General features: G+C 45.6%; 22 protein-coding genes and 4 pseudogenes. 13 read left to right on the top strand and 13 right to left on the bottom strand.

The features are described 5' to 3' along the window. Together JCM14467_RS11275 and JCM14467_RS18140 are read right to left on the bottom strand one after the other, a co-directional pair. The coding region (locus tag JCM14467_RS11275) for a hypothetical protein (RefSeq protein ID WP_252901456.1) at window positions 1–417 on the bottom strand (417 nt) is incomplete at its 3' end. Window positions 418–419: 2 nt separating this feature from the next. Further along, on the bottom strand, window positions 420–623 hold the full coding sequence (locus JCM14467_RS18140) for a hypothetical protein (RefSeq protein ID WP_252901455.1): 204 nt from the start codon (window positions 621–623) through the stop codon (window positions 420–422). Window positions 624–672: 49 nt separating this feature from the next. Here JCM14467_RS18140 and JCM14467_RS18135 point away from each other — a divergent pair, with 49 nt between their 5' ends. After that, a complete protein-coding gene (locus tag JCM14467_RS18135; RefSeq protein WP_252901454.1) occupies window positions 673–873 on the top strand; it encodes a hypothetical protein in 201 nt (66 codons plus the stop codon). A 205-nt stretch (window positions 874–1,078) separates the two neighbouring features. Beyond that, the gene (locus JCM14467_RS11265; protein ID WP_054850206.1) at window positions 1,079–1,288 is read left to right on the top strand and encodes a hypothetical protein; all 210 of its coding nucleotides are present in this window, start codon (window positions 1,079–1,081) and stop codon (window positions 1,286–1,288) included. A 187-nt stretch (window positions 1,289–1,475) separates the two neighbouring features. Here JCM14467_RS11265 and JCM14467_RS11260 read toward each other — a convergent pair whose 3' ends face one another. Next, entirely contained in the window at window positions 1,476–1,673 is a 198-nt protein-coding gene (locus JCM14467_RS11260; RefSeq protein WP_054850205.1) for a hypothetical protein, read from the bottom strand. Between the two features lie 86 nt (window positions 1,674–1,759). On the opposite strand from JCM14467_RS11260, the pseudogene glpK reads away from it, so the two are divergent. The 7 genes and pseudogenes from glpK (at window position 1,760) to JCM14467_RS11230 (ending at window position 7,034) form a co-directional block, all read left to right on the top strand. Further along, window positions 1,760–3,333 (top strand): annotated as a pseudogene (gene glpK, locus JCM14467_RS11255) (glycerol kinase GlpK). A gap of 27 nt (window positions 3,334–3,360) precedes the next feature. Then, window positions 3,361–3,636 (top strand): hypothetical protein, encoded by a 276-nt coding sequence (locus JCM14467_RS11250; protein ID WP_054850204.1) that lies wholly within the window; start codon window positions 3,361–3,363, stop codon window positions 3,634–3,636. A 108-nt stretch (window positions 3,637–3,744) separates the two neighbouring features. After that, complete coding sequence (locus JCM14467_RS11245; protein ID WP_252901451.1) at window positions 3,745–4,401, top strand: glycerophosphodiester phosphodiesterase; 657 nt, start codon at window positions 3,745–3,747, stop codon at window positions 4,399–4,401. 2 nt (window positions 4,402–4,403) lie between these two features. Then, window positions 4,404–4,529: an FAD-dependent oxidoreductase gene (locus JCM14467_RS18125; protein WP_252901450.1), complete on the top strand. Its 126-nt coding sequence runs from the start codon at window positions 4,404–4,406 to the stop codon at window positions 4,527–4,529. Continuing rightward, window positions 4,516–5,694, top strand: a complete 1,179-nt coding sequence (locus tag JCM14467_RS11240) for an FAD-dependent oxidoreductase (RefSeq protein ID WP_252901449.1) — start codon at window positions 4,516–4,518, stop codon at window positions 5,692–5,694. Before JCM14467_RS18125 ends, JCM14467_RS11240 begins: the two co-directional genes overlap by 14 nt. Beyond that, window positions 5,694–6,164 carry an SRPBCC domain-containing protein gene (locus tag JCM14467_RS11235; RefSeq protein ID WP_054850211.1) on the top strand — a complete coding sequence of 157 codons (471 nt, stop codon included), beginning with the start codon at window positions 5,694–5,696 and terminating at the stop codon, window positions 6,162–6,164. The genes JCM14467_RS11240 and JCM14467_RS11235 overlap by 1 nt, the downstream gene beginning before the upstream one ends. A gap of 51 nt (window positions 6,165–6,215) precedes the next feature. Beyond that, window positions 6,216–7,034 carry an alpha/beta hydrolase gene (locus JCM14467_RS11230; RefSeq protein ID WP_054850203.1) on the top strand — a complete coding sequence of 273 codons (819 nt, stop codon included), beginning with the start codon at window positions 6,216–6,218 and terminating at the stop codon, window positions 7,032–7,034. Here JCM14467_RS11230 and JCM14467_RS11225 read toward each other — a convergent pair. Further along, on the bottom strand, window positions 7,031–8,017 hold the full coding sequence (locus JCM14467_RS11225) for a Gfo/Idh/MocA family protein (protein WP_054850202.1): 987 nt from the start codon (window positions 8,015–8,017) through the stop codon (window positions 7,031–7,033). The genes JCM14467_RS11230 and JCM14467_RS11225 overlap by 4 nt on opposite strands. A 22-nt stretch (window positions 8,018–8,039) precedes the next feature. Next, window positions 8,040–8,602: pseudogene (locus JCM14467_RS11220) on the bottom strand (flavin reductase family protein). 142 nt (window positions 8,603–8,744) lie between these two features. Between JCM14467_RS11220 and JCM14467_RS11215 the strand changes: the two are divergent. Next, on the top strand, window positions 8,745–9,365 hold the full coding sequence (locus JCM14467_RS11215) for an ATP-binding protein (protein WP_252901448.1): 621 nt from the start codon (window positions 8,745–8,747) through the stop codon (window positions 9,363–9,365). Here JCM14467_RS11215 and JCM14467_RS11210 read toward each other — a convergent pair. Both JCM14467_RS11210 and JCM14467_RS18120 read right to left on the bottom strand, forming a co-directional pair. After that, window positions 9,360–10,082, bottom strand: coding sequence for a hypothetical protein (locus JCM14467_RS11210; protein ID WP_252901447.1), 723 nt, complete (start codon window positions 10,080–10,082; stop codon window positions 9,360–9,362). The genes JCM14467_RS11215 and JCM14467_RS11210 overlap by 6 nt on opposite strands. Before the next feature lie 5 nt (window positions 10,083–10,087). Then, the gene (locus JCM14467_RS18120; protein ID WP_252901446.1) at window positions 10,088–10,297 is read right to left on the bottom strand and encodes a hypothetical protein; all 210 of its coding nucleotides are present in this window, start codon (window positions 10,295–10,297) and stop codon (window positions 10,088–10,090) included. 124 nt (window positions 10,298–10,421) lie between these two features. Between JCM14467_RS18120 and JCM14467_RS11205 the strand changes: the two genes are divergently transcribed. Next, on the top strand, window positions 10,422–11,246 hold the full coding sequence (locus JCM14467_RS11205; RefSeq protein ID WP_054850200.1) for a metallophosphoesterase: 825 nt from the start codon (window positions 10,422–10,424) through the stop codon (window positions 11,244–11,246). A 259-nt stretch (window positions 11,247–11,505) separates the two neighbouring features. Beyond that, a pseudogene (locus JCM14467_RS20165) lies at window positions 11,506–11,754 on the top strand (TRAM domain-containing protein); the annotation flags it as partial. Between the two features lie 35 nt (window positions 11,755–11,789). Here JCM14467_RS20165 and JCM14467_RS11195 read toward each other — a convergent pair. From JCM14467_RS11195 to JCM14467_RS18110, 5 genes are read right to left on the bottom strand one after another with little or no spacing between them, the layout of a single operon-like run. Beyond that, window positions 11,790–12,932 carry a geranylgeranyl reductase family protein gene (locus JCM14467_RS11195; RefSeq protein ID WP_054850199.1) on the bottom strand — a complete coding sequence of 381 codons (1,143 nt, stop codon included), beginning with the start codon at window positions 12,930–12,932 and terminating at the stop codon, window positions 11,790–11,792. A gap of 50 nt (window positions 12,933–12,982) precedes the next feature. Then, on the bottom strand, window positions 12,983–14,524 hold the full coding sequence (locus JCM14467_RS11190; protein ID WP_054850210.1) for a glycosyltransferase: 1,542 nt from the start codon (window positions 14,522–14,524) through the stop codon (window positions 12,983–12,985). A 28-nt stretch (window positions 14,525–14,552) separates the two neighbouring features. Beyond that, a complete protein-coding gene (locus JCM14467_RS11185; RefSeq protein WP_054850198.1) occupies window positions 14,553–15,194 on the bottom strand; it encodes a DUF2067 family protein in 642 nt (213 codons plus the stop codon). Between the two features lie 30 nt (window positions 15,195–15,224). After that, entirely contained in the window at window positions 15,225–15,773 is a 549-nt protein-coding gene (locus JCM14467_RS18115; protein WP_252901444.1) for a cation transporter dimerization domain-containing protein, read from the bottom strand. 32 nt (window positions 15,774–15,805) lie between these two features. Next, window positions 15,806–16,657, bottom strand: a complete 852-nt coding sequence (locus JCM14467_RS18110) for a cation diffusion facilitator family transporter (protein ID WP_252901443.1) — start codon at window positions 16,655–16,657, stop codon at window positions 15,806–15,808. 151 nt (window positions 16,658–16,808) lie between these two features. Between JCM14467_RS18110 and JCM14467_RS11175 the strand changes: the two are divergent. Further along, window positions 16,809–17,752 (top strand): annotated as a pseudogene (locus JCM14467_RS11175) (hypothetical protein). Window positions 17,753–17,781: 29 nt separating this feature from the next. On the opposite strand, the gene JCM14467_RS11170 reads toward JCM14467_RS11175, so the two are convergent. Further along, complete coding sequence (locus tag JCM14467_RS11170) at window positions 17,782–18,345, bottom strand: hypothetical protein (RefSeq protein WP_054850209.1); 564 nt, start codon at window positions 18,343–18,345, stop codon at window positions 17,782–17,784.

The raw sequence follows: 18,345 nt of genomic DNA, 5'->3' as shown, positions 1-18,345 counted from the left end.
GTTGGTGAGTAGGCTTAGCGTTAGTTCCTGCGGTAGTTGGCTTATTGGGCTTGTGACATTGACTATGTATATGACTGGCTCCTCGGTTATGTACCTGCCCTCCTCGTAGAGTTGCTCAGTGGTTGGTGTGCCGTTGACAATACCAATCAACCCAATTAGGTGACCCCTAACCATCAACTCAGCCTCCTCACTCTCATTAGCCACCTTACATGATGGTAGTGCGTATGGTACTGCTGAGTAAAGGATTACGGTGATTACGTCACCATTAGTTAAGTTAATTGGTGGGAAGGAGACGTCATCATCGGTATAATCCGCAGTAATGACTCCATTGGTGTGCTCAACCACAGTCTTCAAGCTGAGGATCGGCCCTGGATAATTAGTACTCGCGATCAACCTACCATTAACGTACACCCCCATTATCAAGGCATCATTGGATTTGGCAACCTCGAGAATGCCGTTAGGGTCTCATTGATTATGCTCGCTGGAAAGGCCATGTAAATGCCGACGGAGTCGATGGTCACATTGCCATGCACGTGATAACGAAGAACAACCATAGAATTGCCTGGAATTATTATGAAATTATCACTACAGAATAAAGCACCATAATTAATAACCACAGGCACAGGGGTCGGAGGCGGAGAGAGGTGCTTAACCATTAGGCTATGTGAGGCGATGAAGAGTGTCGAGACAGCTGCGGCAATTATTACCACCGCTGTGGTTATGAGTAGTGTCTTTGACCTAGAGACCATGGTCATCAAGAGTAATGTGCGCACGGATTTTAAGAAAGTACCTTGGGTGTTCAGTGAAGGTGGGTCGAGTGGGTTGAATGCTGTGGATGTTACTGTGGTTGATTGGTTTTGGGCGTTCTGCTGATTAATGCGCAGTGATTGACATGGAGTGGGTTTTCGGGCGTTAACACCAGTGGCAATACCATAAACATGGGTAATCAACCAAGAAACCTAGAAAGCCACAAACACAGCATAGAAATAACACTACATTATGGCAATAATTTCGACTGTCAACAACAGGTAAAAACAGGCCCGCATTAATTGATGGCGATGTTGAATGTAAGGGGTTAGTGCCTATTGCGTTTAAGTTCGTGCCCCTTGAGACAGTGGGTTTAAATACTGCCTTTGCCTATATGGGGTTGAAAATGTCGATGCCCAACCCTCTAACCCCTGGGGACTTAATTGATTTGGCGATCATGAATTCTGGGTCACACATACTCATTATTGGCGGTAATACGAGGAATAGAGCAAGGCTTATTGAGGATATGCTTGGCTGGTGATCGCTCATTAAAAACTTATAAAGTGGTACTTAGTTTTAATATTGCCCACGGGGGCGGCCGCGGCTTTACTGAGGCTGATGTGGCCACGCCACTGATCTATGATGTTATCAAAGCTCTTATCGATTCTTACCTCACCATTGACTTAATAAGCATTTTAGTTGATGCTTATTAACATGAACTTTATCCTTTAACCTAATACCTGGGTTCCATGGGTGATTGCCAGGTTCCTCCTATCAATGCCGTAAACGTTCATTAAGTCCTCAATGAAGTTGCCCGTCTCACCAAGTCTCTCCACCTCGCTTAGTGGTATTGGCTTAACACCACTACTTGCTACGTCATACCTCGCCCTATGGGTCCGTAACCACGTGAAGTGACCGATTTCCACAGTTTAGGCGGTATTTCATTATTATTTATTAGTAGTACCTACTTGGTTAAGGTAAATCTAAAATACCACGTATCAATGGTTAAGCCATGGCGCGAGAGAAGAGGTTTATCCTAGTTGTTGATCAGGGGACCACTGGTACGAGGACAGCATTGGTTTCTCACGATGGTTCGATAATTGGCTATGCGTATCATGAGCACACGCAGATATACCCTAAGCCCGCGTGGGTTGAGCATAATCCAATAGAGATTTGGGAGAAGACGAAGCTCGTAATTAAGGAGGTCCTTGAGTATACGAGGGTTGATCCGAGGGAGATAGCGGCTATTGGGGTTACTAACCAGCGTGAGACCACGGTTATTTGGGATCCAAGGAATGGACAGCCCGTTTACAACGCCATCGTTTGGCAGGACAGGAGGACGTCGTCAATGGTTGATTACCTCAAGCAAAATTACCTAGCGTGATTCAGGAGAGGACGGGCCTCGTCCCAGACGCCTACTTCTCCGGGACGAAGATTTGGTGGTTCCTTGATAATGTGCCTGGGCTTAGGGATAGGGCGAGGAGGGGTGAGGTTATTTTTGGTACGATGGATACCTGGCTGATCTGGAACTTGACTAGGGGTAATAAGGACGTGTTGACGCCGGAGAGGGGTGGTGCGCACGTTACTGATTATAGCAATGCCTCGAGGACGATGATCTTCAATATTCATAAACTTGATTGGGATGATGAGTTGCTTGAGATTGAGGGTAAGATACCCAGGGACATACTGCCCCTGCCTAGGCCCTCAAGTGATGAGAGGATATATGGCTACACAGGCCCGGAGGTCTCCCAATTATTGAGTGGTGTGAGTATTCCCGTGTGCGGTGATGCTGGTGATCAGCAGGCGGCATTGTTTGGTCAGGTTGGTTTTGAGGTTGGTGAGGTTAAGTCTACCTACGGCACTGGCAACTTCATACTGATGAATATAGGGGATGCGCCAATAAGGTCTAGGGCTAATTTACTAACCACGGTTTACTACTCGACCGAGGAGGGTAGGGCTAAGTATGCGCTCGAGGGTAGCATATTCATTACTGGGGCGGCTGTGCAGTGGTTGAGGGATGGTCTTAAGATAATAGAGGTTTCCGATGAGGTGGAGCCGCTGGCGGCGTCAGCCCCTGACACTGGCGGTGTTTATTTCGTGCCGGCATTTACAGGGCTTGGTGCACCGTATTGGGATCAGTATGCCCGTGGGCTCATAATAGGTATTACGCGTGGTACTGAGAGGAAGCATATTGCGAGGGCGGTTCTTGAGGCGATAGCGTACCTTAATAGGGATGTTCTTGAGGCCATGATGAGTGATACGGGGATTAGGATACCCAGGATTAAGGTTGACGGTGGTGCAGCTAGGAATAACTTCCTAATGCAGTTTCAAGCTGACATAACGGGTATTGAGGTTTGGAGGCCGGTGATATTCGAGACAACGTCGCTTGGTGCGGGTTACTTAGCGGGTTTGGCGGTTGGTTTTTGGAGGGATTTGGATGAGATTGTTAGGAATTGGAAGTTGGATAGGGTGTTTAAGCCGAGGATGGATGTGGAGACTAGGGAGCGGCTGTACAGGGGTTGGAGGGCGGCCGTGCAGAGGGCGTTGGGCTGGGCTAGGGAGGTTCCGTGGGCCTATGGATTATAAGTAGGGCGGTGGAAACATGGATTATGGGTGCGATACAATATTGAAGGAATTCGCTATAGTACGGTAATAACTAAGTTCGTGTTATTCCTGAGTGTTTTTGAGATTCCATACATTGCGTTAACCATTGGTAAGCTAACATTCTTCGAGTTCCTATTTGCCATCACATTTGCCGCGTTTATTTTCATTATATTCTTCACACCGGAGACTAAGGGTATCCCACTTGAGCTAATTGTCATAGTCAGGACTAGGGCGCCAAGTCTACACCCAAGGCTTGAAATCCCAGGTGTTGAAAGGCGTCAGTAATGCTTAATTGCCGTTTGCTTTAGATTAAAACGGTTGGAATATGGTTTTGGTTTTTGGGCATAGGGGTGCCATGGGTTACGCCCCTGAGAATACCCTCCTTCCTTTAGGATGGCTGTTGATATGGGTGTTGATGGTGTTGAGCTTGATGTTCACATGACTAGGGATGGGGAGGTTGTGGTTATTCATGACTTCACGGTTGATAGGACTACGAATGGTAGGGGCTTTGTTAAGGACTTGACCCTGACGGAGATAAAGAAGCTTGATGCAAGTGCTAGGTTTAGTGGTAAATGGCGTGGTGTTGCTGTTCCAACGCTTGAGGAGGTTTTTAGGGAGTTTGGTAGGAGGATTAAGTATAAGGTTGAGATTAAGCGTGGCAGTGATTATTACCCTGGTATTGAGAGGAGGGTTGTGGAGTTGATTAGGAGGTATGGTGTTGATGCCCAGGTGATTTCCTTTGACTTTGATGCCCTTAGTAATGTTAGGGCTATTGATAGGGATATTGAGATTGGCATAATATTCATTGGTAGGATTGCTTGGTTCATTGACGTTGCAAAGAAGTTGAATGCGCAGTGGCTTCATGCGGCTCATGACCTGGTTGATGAGAGGGGTGTTGAGATGGCTCATAGGCTTGGCTTTAGGGTTGGTGCCTGGACTGTGAATGATGAGGAGATGGCTAGGCGCCTTGTTGATATGGGTGTTGATGATATTACGAGCAATTACCCAGACAGGATTTTACGTGTTGTTAGGGCTAGCAAGGTGATTTAGTTATGGAGTTTGACGTAGCCGTAATTGGCGGTGGGATTAATGGTGTTTTCACAGCGTTGGACCTGGTTCTTAGGGGATTGAAAGTAATATTGCTCGAGAGAGGGGCCATTGGTAGTGGCACTTCGTAGGATGCATGGTTTGCTACATAGTGGTGCTAGGTACGTGGTTACGGACCCCAAGGCTGCCGTTGAGTGTGCGGAGGAGAATAGGGTCATGGCTAGGATAGCTCCTCATGTGGTTGATGATACTGGCGGTTACTTCGTAGCCGTCACCAAGGATGACCTAGAGTTCCAGGATGAGTTCATTAGTGGTTTGAGGAGGGCTAATATTGGTTATAGGGTCGTTGATGTTAGGGATGCCATTAGGGAGGAGCCTAACCTAAACCCTGAGGTTAAGGCTGTGATTGAGGTTCCTGATAAGGTGGTGTACGCCAGGGAATTACTCATGAGTGCGGCTGTGTCGGCATATATGGAGGGCGCATTGATAGTTCAGAATGCTGAGGTGGTTGGCTTTGACCTTGGCAATGATGGTGAGATAATCAGTGCGCGGGTTAAGGATGGTGTTAAGGGTGATGTTAGGCGTGTTAATGCGAGGGTCTTTGTCAACGCCGCGGGTCCCTGGGCTGGGAGGGTGGCTGGTATGGCTGGGGTAAATGTTGATGTTATGCCTACCATGGGCGTTATGGTGGTTTATAGGCATAGGCTTACGAGGAGGGTCATTAATAGGATGAGACCTCCGTCAGACGGCGACATACTCGTGCCTTATGGCTCAGTATCGATCATGGGGACCACAGCCGTTATTATCGAGGACCCAGACAGCACAACAATAACAAAGGACGACATCGAGTTCCTAACGTCGGAGGGCTCCCAAATGGTCCCTGCACTGGCGAGGGAGCCTGTTGTTAGGGCTTATGCATCAGTTAGGCCGTTGATAAACATACCGGGAGCAACCGGGAGGGAGGCCACGAGGGACTTCATGATTGTGAGGCATGACAAGCCGAGGAACCTGGTCTCAGTCATTGGTGGTAAGTTCACGACAGGGAGATTAGTCGGTGAGAGGTTGGCTGATGAGGTTTCGAAAATGCTGGGCGTAAATAAGCCGTCAAGGACCAGGGATTACACGCTGTTCGGTGCTGACTTAAGCGTTGATATTAAGGATTTAGACCCTGACGTGGTCTCCATCATTAAGTCATTTAGGGGGAGTATTGATGAGGAGAGGGGTTTGATGGCTTCATTATCGTTAATACTCCAGTACATTACCCGTAGGAGTAGGTCATTAATTGGGTGGGCTTGATGGCGAGTGAGTTGCATTATAATGGTTCATTCATGGTAAGTAAGGCGCCCGATGAGGTTTTGAGCTTCATAACGGATTTGCCCAGGGCAATAGCCTGCATACCTAACATGGTTAATTATGAGGTAGTCAGTAGGGATAGGGTTAGGGCTAGGTTTAGGGTTGACCTGGGTAATGAGGTCCCTATTGCCGAGTTAAGGAGGATTACTGCAGATGCAACAATAGAGTTAATCGGCCAGTCAGGTAATGAGGTTAGGTATAGGGTTGATGGTAGGGCTGCGGGTAGCGCAATAAGTATAGTATTGAATATAAGGGTTAATGCGTTAGGTAATGGTTCCCGAATTGATTGGGATGCCACGGCAAATCTGGGTAGGCTTCTTCAGTTGATGGGTAGGTTTGTGAACATTGACTCACTGGTTAGGAGGATTTCTGAGGATACTATTCATGGATTCATAGAGTGCCTATTGAAATAAGTAGTTTATTTATTTCATATGCTTAAAAGCCATCGCTTTAACAATTATCTTATGACACAGAGGATTGAGGATAGGATCTCGCTGGGCACGGGTATTAATGCGTACTATAGGTGTTGGTTGGCTGATAAGCCGCTGGGTATTGTGATTGGGGTCCACGGCTTTGCGGAGCATAGTGGTAGGTATAATGACTTCGGTAATTACCTATCGAGCAATGGGTACTCCCTGTGCATGCAGGATTTGAGGGGTCATGGGCTAACGGCAGATCCCAAGGACCTTGGTTACGTGGATAACTTCGACCTATTCTTAAATGACTTGGAGAGCTTCATAGAGTTAATGCTCAAGAGGTTCGGCTTTAACTCGGCATTCCTGTTCGGTCACTCAATGGGTGGCTTAATAGTGCTTCATTACCTAGGTAGGGTGGGTAAGGGCGTTCATGCAGCAATAACCAGTGGCGCGGCGGCAATCGTTAATGTTAGTTCCGGTTCCTGGCTATTGCTATCACTACTGAATGCGTTATCACCAAGGTATAGGCTGAACCTGCCAATAAACCCCGAGTTCCTGACGCATGATAGGAAGGTGGTGGAGGAGTACGTAAATGACCCACTCGTGTTTAAGAAGCCCACGGTCAGGATACTGCATGAATTGGTTAGGGCTTCGAGGAGTGTTTGGAAGTACGTCGATAATATATCGGTACCCATAATGATGATGCACGGAGGCGAGGACAAAGTGGTACCACCAAGGGCTACCCAGGAAGTGTTCAATAAATTAAAGGTTAGTGATAAGGCCATGAAAATATATGACGGTATGTACCACGAAATACTAAATGAGTTAAATAAGAAGGTGGTTTATGAGGACATACTAAACTGCTAAAGGCCCACACCTAACTCTCCACAATCCCTATACGCATCTAGCACGGCCTTTAAATCACGCAGTGCCATCTCGGGGGGCATTGGCACATCAGCATTATTAGTGACTGATTGTATGAAGAGTTCAATCTCCCTCTCAACAGCATTAACCTTCTCAACAACGACTTTCTCCTGCCTACCATCAATATTAATTATCAAATCGCCATATGGCTTACCCGGGACATGACTGCTTGGATCCTCCATTATGAAGCCGTGTTCGCCATAAACCTCAAAGGCAGGTGCTGCATTGCCGCCTGGTGTTGACCAGGAGTAGAGTAGGACGCCCACGGCACCACTCTTAAACCTGAAGATTGATGCACTGATATCCTCACCCTCAATCCCAGAAAACCCATGTGCGCACACGGACTTAACCTCGGTATAGTCACCGCCCAGGTTCAACAGCATATCAACATAGTGAATACCACCATCAATAAGTGCACCACCACCCATCAACTCCCTAACCCTCCTCCAACCACCTGGTGAGTTGTACTGAAGCTTCCTAACAATAATCAATGAGACCCTACCCAATTGGCTCATTAACTCCCTAGCCCTCCACACCGATGGGTCGAAGTAGTGGTTCTCGAGGACCATGAACCTCCTACCGCTGGACCTAGCGATGTTTATTATGGCTACGGCCTCCTCGAGCGTCCTGGCTATGGGCTTCTCAAGCATCACGTGCTTACCAGCCTCAAGCGCTGCTATGCTCATTGGCATGTGGGCGTCATGACTGACCACCAGATCCACTATATCGACACTGGACCTAAGCACGTCACTATACCTAGTGAAGTAACCACTGGCTTGATACTCCCTCTGGCAATCCCTGGCGTACTCCTCCGTTCTACTGAATACGTAGAGCTCCAACCCATACCTATCACGTAATTTGGACAGGGCATTCAGGTGCACTCTGCCAAACCCCCTACACCCAACGACGGCAATACTAAGAACCATTAATGACGTCATAACGCATTACTTATTTAAGAGATTTCCTTGCAAACACCTTCCTCGGATCAACCCTGTGAAACACCCTGCCAGCCCCATGGAGTGGTATATTCGTTTTGCTAAAGTCTATGCTCCACTCATCGGCAATCCCCGGTTTCACCTTGACCCTGAGGACCTCGAAGACGAAGAGCGTACTCTCACCTACATCAAATTTATTCATGACCCTGCCTCGTAAACGGCAATGGCGTCTCCCCAGGTTGGTACCTTAACGGCATCACTCGGTACTAATTTAATCCCGAACTCCTTTATTTTATCCACATCCCTACCCGAAACAGAGCCAAGCCGATATATTAAATCAACATGCTCTATACTCGGCACATTTATCGTGGCCTCTGGGTGGTGGTTGAGGCATTGGTATGTGAATGTCTCTCTATAAACGGCTACACCAATTGTTGGTGGCTCCTCGGATATGGGCATATTCCAGCTCGCTGGCATGGCATTTACCCTATCACCAGGGCATAGCGTGATTAGTAATATTGTTGGTCTTGGGTGCAGCAATCTGTAGAATACTCCCTTATACTCTATGAACGACACGCATATAATCCCTATGGCGCTTAAAAGTGTAGTTCCCAGTTTGCTTAATGATATTACCCATGTATTTCTTAGGCATTACCGATTATTGTAAGTATATGGTAATTTTATTTCGTGGAGATTATGATTATTGATGTATGATTATGTGATTAATTGCGGGAGGGTTGATGAGGATTCGTTGATTGGTTCATCGATTAGGGAAGTCATTAATTGGGCGGTAAGTAGGGTTATGAGTAATGAGAGGGTGTTGGTCATAATGGGTGAGTCGGGTAGTGGTAAGACCACGGCATTACTGGCTATAATGAATAGGTTGAGGAGGTTGAAAATACCCGTGGCCTATGTGAATACATATAATGAGCTTGGGTTTAGATCTATAAAGCTTATTAATTGCCATAATGACGTAAATGCGAGGGTTCTCCTCATCGATGATATTGATGCGGCGTTCACAGTGCCTAGGATGGCTCAGGGCTTTATTAATAGGGTCCTTGGGTTTAACGGTACGGTGATTACCACACTAACAATACCGCTACTTGTTGGTAATGACTTGGATATGCTTGAGCCATTAATAAAGTTCCTGCATTCAGCGCCGAGGGTAACTATTGAGTACCGTGATGAGGACTTGAAGGTGCTTGCCCAAAGGATTGGTATGAGCTATATAAGGCCGATGATGAGGACGCCAGGTATGGTGCTTAGGAATTTCAGGAAAATGTCAAATAACAACCAGGCAATTAATAATGTGCTTAATGATAACGATGTAGTATTATAGGATCCCACGGAACTCCTCCCTAGTCCTCTCGATAAGAAGTTCCGAGCAGTCGAGTACACTCGTACTACCTAAATCGATTAAGTTTATGCCAATGCCATTCATCCTGAATATTTCTAGGTCAATCCAGTTTATCTTGAGTAGGTTTGGGTTGATGCTACCCTGTATTATGGATGCCGTTAGGGCGTGTTCACCATTTATTAAATACTCAATGGCGCTATCCCTCTCATTAATCTTAATGTCCAAGTACTCACTGAGCGTATTGAGGTCCTCCCTTAGTACATAGGCCTTGATATATGCATCGCTCAACTTATTATTACTTATTAAATATTCAGCTGCATCCGCATTTGTGGGGACTCTATTTAAGCCCTTGGTAAGGAGGTATATGTATGCATCCGCAAGTAACTCAAGGCCTAAATGAGTTGGGTTTACTACGAAGTATATGGGCAGCGTTACTAAGCTCTCCACAACTATACTAGTTGGGTTCTCAAAAACCTTCTCAAGAGGCACTAGTAATTCTCCATCAATGACTCTCATATTAATAGTAATACCGTATTTCCTCATCAATGACTTATCAAGGTATGCCACCCTCTCTCCCTCGCGTATTGATTTGTCCTTACAGGTCACTGATAGTATGCCTTCATTAACGCCTATTGATATGCAGTCATTGAATTCCGCATACTTAATATTGTCGATAGACCAATTGTTTATCCTTGCCAAGTCAGCTAACAGGTCAGGGAGTCCTCAGTAATTATATAATCAAGGTTTTTACCATCAACCCTATAATCATAGGCATTGTACGGATATAGGTTTATCAAGTCCTCGGTACTTAGCGACATTATTGAGCCTTCCTTAATTGCCTTTACTATGAAGGCTTCCTTAACTATGTCCTCAACAATCCTCTTAATCCTTACTAAAATCTCAAGCGCATTCATTTAATTAATGATTGAAATTAAAATTTAAAAACTTATCAACTGGTTTTAATGATCACATCATCATCACCTAAGTCCCTGAACCTAAGTATAACTTATTTAAATTACACATTAGCTATGACTACACGTGGACATCCTAACAATTAAGGAATTCCTCAAGGAGAATCTTGATAAATTATATGGCGATTTTAGTACCTACGAACCATTACTCAGGGTTTCGGCGAGCAAGGTCGTAATAATTGGTGACTTGCATGGAGATGTAAATACATTATTACGAATAATAGAGAGGTTTCCGCCGAGCAATTGGGCCTACATAATGCTCGGTGATTATGTGGATAGGGGTGAGCATCAAATAGAGACGCTGTACCTCGCATTGAGGTTGTTCCTTGAGTATAGGGCCGTACTATTGAGGGGTAATCATGAATCGCCACTGACTAATTATGAGTATGGCTTCTACATGGAGTTGCTAAGGAAGTTTGGGCCTTACGATGGCGACTCACTCTATGATAAGTTGAAGGACTTATTCTCGCAAATGCCCATATCCGCAATACTTAATGATAAGTACTTCCTGGTTCATGGCGGTTTACCCATAAATAATGTTAGCATTGATAGTATAGCTAAGCTACCGAAGCCTGACGAGGTCCCAAGCAATGAAGTAACATTTCAGTTATTATGGAATGACCCATCGGATGACGTTAAATATTATGAACCGAATATCGTTAGGGGACCAGGCACGTACGTTTTTGGTTCGGCGCTGACGGAGAACTTCCTCAGCAGTAGTGGGTTAAAGATGATTATTCGGGGTCATGAGTATACGCCCCAGGGTTATAAGTGGAATCACGGAGGTAAGGTACTCACTATATTCTCGTCTAGGGCTGGACCGTATAGCGGCACCAAGCCCCACATAGCGGTAATAAATAACGATTCATTAAGTATTATTGATGTTTCATAGTTACGCCGCATATAATCAATTAATCGCTCAGTCTGGGGCTTGGCTCAGTCATGCATCCTAATCAGAGGTGCTCATCACTCACACTCTTAATCATTGAAGTGACTTAAATATTAACTGCCCTAGAATGATTTATAAAGGGGTTACTCTCCAATAATGTTGTAAGGCGGTTACTACGTCCGAGTCCGAAAGACCGAGAAGGAGAAACTTCCAAAGAGGTAGGGGTAGAGGTCCGAGAGGTCCTAAGCCAGTAAATGTTGGTGACGTAATAGAGGTAAGCATAGTAGAGACGTCTAAGAGGGGCGATGGTATAGCCAGGGTGAAGGGCTTCGTAATCTTCGTGCCAAATACAAAGCCAGGGGATAAGGTTAAGGTTAAGATAACGAAAATAGGTAGGTCATATGCCGTTGCCGAGGTAACTCAGGAGGGTTCAGCAACAACGCAGGGAACTACCGAGGGCACGGAGGAAGAAGCAGGAACCGAGGAATTCGAGGAAGAGTCCGAAGAATAAGGTCCTACTTAATCTGGGTTTTACCAAATTAAAAATTATCCGTGAAGTATTCCCTTAAGTAACATTTGAGGTCCCCTCAATACTGAGAATTTAATCATGGACATGGGCACTTGGTAGTACCAGGTCTTCCCGCTCATTATCCTTTTGATTAAATTCCTGGTGCTTGGCATAGAAAACGCACTTAGCCCTAGTCTTCCCATCACTAGGTGGTCAATTCCATACGTACCCAACGATAGGTAATACGCCAATGATAGGTTCCTAATTAATGGCGTAATAATCTCCAGGTAATTACTTGCGAACTCTGCCGGGCTGCTTGAACTCCTCAATGCCAAGGCAGCCAACGCGCCGCTATACATTGCGTAGAATATACCCTCACCGGTGGTTGAGTCAGCTAACCCAGCAGCATCGCCAACCAGGGCTATGCGCCTGGAAACTATCCTATCACGAGCTCTAATCGGTATTGGATGCCCACGTACCTCACCCTCCCGCATGTCGATGTCATGCACGTAATTAATGAGTAACGGCCTATAGTCCTCCCAACGTATTGAGCCAATACCCACATCGTACTCCCCACCACCCCGCGGAAAAACCCATGAGTAGCCCCACCTAATCCTCGTCATGTCGATCACGCATAGGTCATCCAGGTAATTGCCACGTGCGATGGTCATGAAGGCCATGGCCGCGTCTCTCCTCAAATTATTACCCAATTGCTTGGCCACTATGGAGTTCGCGCCGTCAGCAGCAATGACGTACTTACCCACGTAGGCGTTATTCACACCAATGACGTTAACCCTATCATTATTAACGTCGACCCTGACAACCCTATCAACAATATAGTCAGCACCAGCCTCTAGGGCGTTAGATAGTAGGTAATTGTCAAACTCATCCCTGGAGACCACGTTCACTATTGGTTCATCATCGGTTATTAGGAAGGAGCCCGCACTATTGATTAGGGCCACCCTCCTGCATCTACCTCTGATAACGCCATTTAATTCAATACCAAGACTCCTCAGCAGGGCCACGGACTTCTGCGTTAAACCACCACCGCAGGGCTTAATCCTCGGAAACCTAAACCTATCCAACACCAATACCCTCAAGCCAAGCCTAGTGGCCACGTAAGCCGCTATGGAGCCTGATGGTCCAGCGCCAACCACGATAACGTCATATGTACTCACCATGCCAGCCCAGGTAAGGGCTTACTCCCCTAATTAATGTTTCACACGATTGCTCATCTGCGTGGGATTACTAAACTGAATCCGTACAGGAGTATTGCCAATATGTCAGCTATGTAGAACATGAATATTAACTGGTCATTTAATATCAGTATTACCATTACGGCCGCCAGCATTAGGGTTATCGATAACTCGTGTACTAAGCCCCTTAGGATTGGGTACCTATAGGTTGAGTAGCCCTTCGGCGTTGGTATCCACTCCCATTCATCGGTTATCAATGATTCCACCGAGTATATGAGCATTGGGAAGGACATGATCATGGCGAGCAATGCCGACCTGGCGGTATTAATTAGGAAGTCTCGTGTTGAGTAACCAACACGTCTACTAATTGACCATAGCACCATGGCCAGGGATAGAACGGTGATGGCGTTTAGGGTCTCAAGAAGTAGTATTGGCATTGGTGGAACTAGGATGCCAATCACTGAGAGTATCACGGTAATGAGTATCGATAATGCGGCGAAAGACAGGCTTGGTAATTGAAGCATCCAGAGAATTCCATCAACCTTCTCCCAAATAGTCATATCCTTGCTCGAAAGTAGCAACCGTAAATTATGCTTAAAGTTCCAAATGCTACTAAATAACCACCTACTGTATTGCTTCTTGAGTGCTAGGTACGTCTGCGGCACTTCGACATATACGTCCGAGTCAATCAAGCCCACCCTGTAACCCTTTGCCCTAAGCCTTATGGTTATGTCCAGGTCCTCACCCGTGCATTCGCAGAACCCACCGACGGATTCAAGGACGTTCCTCCAGATAACGATATTATTCCCAGTTAACGCAGGGAAACTACCACTTAGGAATCTACCCCTAAAGAAGACCTCGTTATACACATCATATATGAACTTGAGGAGCTTGGAAACGACAGTATTACTTGTGTAGTAACCCTTCCACACACCAGTGACTGTGTCATAACCACTTAACAGTGCATTCACGGCCTTAATTAGGTAATCGCTGGGTACTACCGTGTCTACGTCGAACACGGCAATAACGCTGCCCTTAGCGTACTTAATGCCGTAGTTGAGGGCACCACCCTTATAGCCCTTATTAACCTCCCTACGTATTACCCTAACGTTAATACCCAACTTATCTGCCAAGGGTATTATCTCCCTCACGAGGCTATTCACGTAGTACTCAGGATCATCGCTTATGAACAGTACCTCGAATAGGTTCCTGGGGTAATTGAGTACTGCCATGTTCCTTATGCTCCTCTTTACTGTCAGTATGTCCTCGTTCTTAATTGGTATTAACACTGATACGAATGGCAACCCATGCGTTGAATCGATAATCCTCGAATTATCAATTCTACCGTGCGTCTTTAGGTATCTAAGGCTCGTGATGCCGTACCTCACGAATACGGATATCTGAATTAGACTTAGTACTAGCATGGCTACGGTTATGGCATACGTTATCGAGAGTATCGCCATCGCCACCGGCGTGAGTGGCCTGGTTATGATCCCCCAGGGGTACTGATTCATCAAATATTGCTGAATGACCTCCTTGGTCAACTCCTTAATCTCGATATAGTTATTAATGTTCATTACGTAATACCAAGTAGTAATTAAGGCCTTAATTTGTATTTCCCTTACCACCCACGAGGTCCTGAAGCCTTGATAGGGCATGTCTATAATCCATTGATAGGACGAGTAGGTCGGTATCGCCGTACCTGGACAATAATCCTTTACTGAGTAATTCATTGATACTATCCTTAACGCCCTTACCCATTAACAATGCATAAAGCGCTATTATCCTCTTAGCCTGTGCCGAAACCTCCATGTCCATTAACTCACTGTAAATCCTGGAGATATCCTCAGCAAGTTTTACCAAGTCATCAAGCCCCACATCGCCCGCGACCCTTATCCTAGAATCATCAAGCTCCGCGCTTATGCCCTTGACCTGAAGTAAGTCGATTACTAAATCTATTGGTATGGCGGCGCTGAGTTTAGCCTTACTAAGTATTAGTGATACGTCGTAGGTGCGCGTGCCGAACTTACCCCTCATCAACTTAATATCATTGTACACGCGTTTAACCTCCATTGAGTAGAGCTCAACCTCATGTGGCTCACCCTGTATTGATATCCAAACCCTAATCCCATTACCAGCATCATACCGAATCAGCAACTCCTTACTCTTAATCTTATTAGTAACCATTTCCATGAACGTCAATGCCTCACTCATACTATTAAATGTGAAGACAAGCTCCCTACGCACAAGCGATCACACTATGGTCTGAGTAATGGGTTATAAGGTTTTGGCGTCGGGTAGCACCGAGACTACTACGTGGTATGGCATGCTGTATACCTTCGCTATCTCACTCTCTATTTCACTGGCAATGTTATGGGCTTCGGTAATGCTCATATCACGTGGTAAATAAACTAGAATGCGCATCGCATTAACACCCTCAACGTCGACTATATTAATATCACCAACATGACCACCATACTTAGAACAAACGGAATCAACAACCCTCCTTACTTCATCAATATTTATAGTCCTCTTATCAGGCTCCAGGTGAACCCAAACCAGGGCATTAGGTACTACCTGCTTTACCCTATCCTCCACCTCATTTACTACCTTGTTAATATCGCTCAGCTTTGCATCGCTCCTAACCACCATGTGCATACTAACCACCACACCGTTTTGTGACTCCATTATGTTCAATTCATGAATATTAACAATTAACGGATTCCTAACACCGGCAAGGACTTTCTCCACCCTCTCACGGAGTTCAGGCTCCACGTGAACCATGACTATTGATGGACCAACCTCACGCTTTATAGCCGTCTCCACATTGTCGGCTATGCTATGCGCATCGGCAATGCTTAGGTGGTCGGAAACGCTATCGTCACCTCTATATGGGCCATTGAGCCAACCCTCCTAGCCTTAACGTCCTTAACAGATACGACACCCTTCACAGACTTGGTAACGTTGGTGACCCTATTAATGAGGTCCTCAGATACCCTATCCATTAACTCATCTATTGATGTTTTCATTATTCGTGCGCCAATTACCGAGAAGTACATAACTATTGCGAAGGCTACCAGGGCATCAAGTAATGTACCCCACTCATCAAATAATCCAATGCTCAATCTCTCCATTAGTAATCCAACAACCATAAGGGCGACAACCGAGCTCTCAATAGCGACATCACTTAGGAAGTGGTAGGAATCAGCCTCAAGGGCCCTACTATTCCACTTAATCGCCGCCCTCCTTAACGCCCTTGATCTATTTACGTCAATGATTATCGCTATGGCCATGACGACTATAGCCACTATGTCGGGGCTAAACGGCACCCTCATTATTATACGCTCAGCGCTCTCATAACCAATGAGTATACCAGCCACTATTATGAATAATGAGCCGAAGAGCCCACCAATACTTTCGGCCTTACCATGACCAAACGGGTGCTCCACATCAGGTGGTTTAGAGCCTATGCTTACGGCGATCAGTGTTATTGATGTGACGAGTATGTCGAGGAATGTATGCATAGCTTCGGCTAGAACGGCTAGGGAGTTTGTGAGCAACCACGCAGCAATATTCATAACCGTTATCAGTACTGATGCTAGTAATGAGAGTAATGCAACCCTAGTCTTCTCATTACTCATATACGTGTAAAGGCTTTTCATGCCTACCTCATTATCCCCTGAATCACTAATTAACCTATCTTTAGGCATGTTCTAAATCGATAACTAATCCGATATCAGATTTATAAAACTAACTGAGCCAGAAGGGTTTATTAACCCCTACTTTAGGGTAACCCTAATGAACATGAAAACACGATTGGGTCTAATACAGTCGATGAACCTGATAATGCTTACGCTAGCCATGGTAGTGCTTGGACTGGGAATATTTAACATAAACTTCCTACTCCACCCACCAAGTCAATTACCGGTCGTCGAAATACTAATAGTGTCGTTATTCCTTGGGATGCTCCATGGAATAACACCTGATGAGCACACGTGGCCGATAACCTTCAGTTACGCAGTTGGTGCGTATAGTACGAAGGGCGGTATGAAGGCTGGTTTCCTATTCTCCCTGGGCTTCACGATACAGAGAGCTCTTTTAACAACACTAGCTACATAGGACTTGCCTACTTCTACATGAAGTATAACCTAGATGGGCCGGTATACTTCGTGGTTGGTCTTGTCATGGCCATAGCCGGTTCATACATCCTGAGGGGTAAGTACATACATATACCAATTGACGTATTACTCGGTGGTCATCAGCACCATACGAATGAGGCCAAGAGAATACCGCTTCATGAGGCTCACCCGAGGGAGGTTCCGATAAAGATGACTATTGTGCACGGATTAATAGCTGGCTTCGGCTTTGGTGCCTATGCGTCAATAATAACGTTTGTGCTCGCCCCCGAAATGCCGAGTATTTGGTACGCACCACTGCCCGGTCTAATGTTTGGGATAGGAACCATGATAATGCAGGTAATACTTGGCGCTGTTTTCGGCGGATTACTAAGGGCTAAGAAGTTCACGGAGGAGGAGGTTAAGTACGTGGGTAGGAAGACGGCGGGTATCACGCTTTATTACGGAGGCTTAGTATTCGCCCTGGTTGGTCTCTTGATAATCTTCCTTCCGCAAATAGATGCGTGGGCCATAAGCACCGGAATACCAATACCAAACCTCGACGCAATAGACATAGGGTTCCTACTTGTGATTTCCGTGGTTGGCATAATTGGGTTATACGGTATAATAAAGTCCTACAAGGAGGCTGTTAGAATTCACAGATTGAACTCCTCAACATCAAATACGTAACTAATTATTTTTAAATGAACGTTATTAATTCAGGTTTTTGATTCAGTCTTTATTAGTGCCAGGGCCTGGACGACTCTCCTCACAAGCTCGAGGTCAGCCTTAACCCTGTTATATACATCATCAGGTACTTCACCCTTAGCCCTATTATCCTCAAGCTCTTTAATCATGCTATCGACCTGGTCAGTGGTTAGTGAGGTTACATCCATTGACCTAAACCAATGCTCCTTAATACCCTTATCTATCTCGTCAATCTTCGACTTAGCCTCCTCATACATATTGGTTAGCTTCGTTAATGTATCTGTAAGTTCGGTTGAGGATTTGGAGTATTCATCATCATCAATGAGACCAAGTTCCTTCTTAACCTTGAGCATTTCGAGTTCTTCACGTAGTGAGTCAATACTGGCCTTAAGTTCGTTAACCCTGAGTGCCAATAATATGTTGTCTGCATCCCAATTTCGCTTGACATTACTAACTGCAGTCTTATAGTCAGCCCACATGTTGTTAAGTCGCTTTATTTGTTCGGTATAATTGTCATACGCCTTATTAATTTGCTTTAGTAGCTCCTCGTATATCTTCAGCATTTCCTCGCTCAT

It is taken from the genome of Vulcanisaeta sp. JCM 14467 (assembly GCF_001316245.1).
GTDB lineage: Archaea > Thermoproteota > Thermoprotei > Thermoproteales > Thermocladiaceae > Vulcanisaeta.
Note: the sequence above shows the minus strand (reverse complement) of the source record. Positions and strands in the feature narration are given on the sequence as shown.